General features: G+C 77.1%; 1 protein-coding gene. It reads right to left on the bottom strand.

Annotated elements, in window-relative coordinates; all coding sequences use genetic code 11:
* Positions 1–621, bottom strand: a 621-nt coding sequence (locus ETD85_RS62685) for an HpcH/HpaI aldolase/citrate lyase family protein (RefSeq protein ID WP_138699150.1), incomplete at both ends; no start/stop codon positions are given.

Below are 621 nucleotides of genomic sequence, written 5' to 3'. Positions count from 1 at the left end.
GGGCCAGGGTGCGGCGGGCCCTGGTGACGATGGGGGCGTCCACGAACCGGCCGTCCGGCAGCGCGACCGCGCCGCTCCCCGACCGCTCGGCCCGTTCCGCCGCCTCGACGATCTCGGCGGCCCTGGCCGTCTCCTCCTCCGTCGGGCGGAACGCCCGCCTGATCACGGGGATCTGCCGAGGGTGGATCGCGGTCCGGCCGAACAGGCCGAGCGCCCGGCCGGCCCGGCAGGAGGCGAGGAGACCGCCCTCGTCCTTGACGTTCGGGAAGACCGACATCGGCACCGGCGGCAGGCCCGCCGCGGCGGCGGCGAGCACGACCTGGAGCCTGAGGTGGTTCATGGCGTTCTCGTCGGTGATGGACAGCTCGGCGGCCAGGTCCTGCTCGCCGAGCGCGACCCCGGCGACGCGGGGGTGCGCGGCGATCTCCCTGGCCGCGACGATCCCGGCCGCCGACTCCAGCAGCGCGTACGCCGGCGCGCCGGTGACGGCGTCGAGCACGTCCGCCGACTCGACCTTGGGCAGCCGCACGGCGTCGGCCAGGTCGCCGACGGCGGCCAGGTCGTCGAGCCCGCGCGGCCCGGCGAGGTCGTTGACCCGGACGTGCACCTGCACCCCCCCGC

Source organism: Nonomuraea zeae (genome assembly GCF_005889725.1).
Lineage (GTDB): Bacteria > Actinomycetota > Actinomycetes > Streptosporangiales > Streptosporangiaceae > Nonomuraea > Nonomuraea zeae.
The sequence above is the reverse complement of the archived record's forward strand: the minus strand, read 5'-3'. Positions and strand labels throughout refer to the sequence as shown.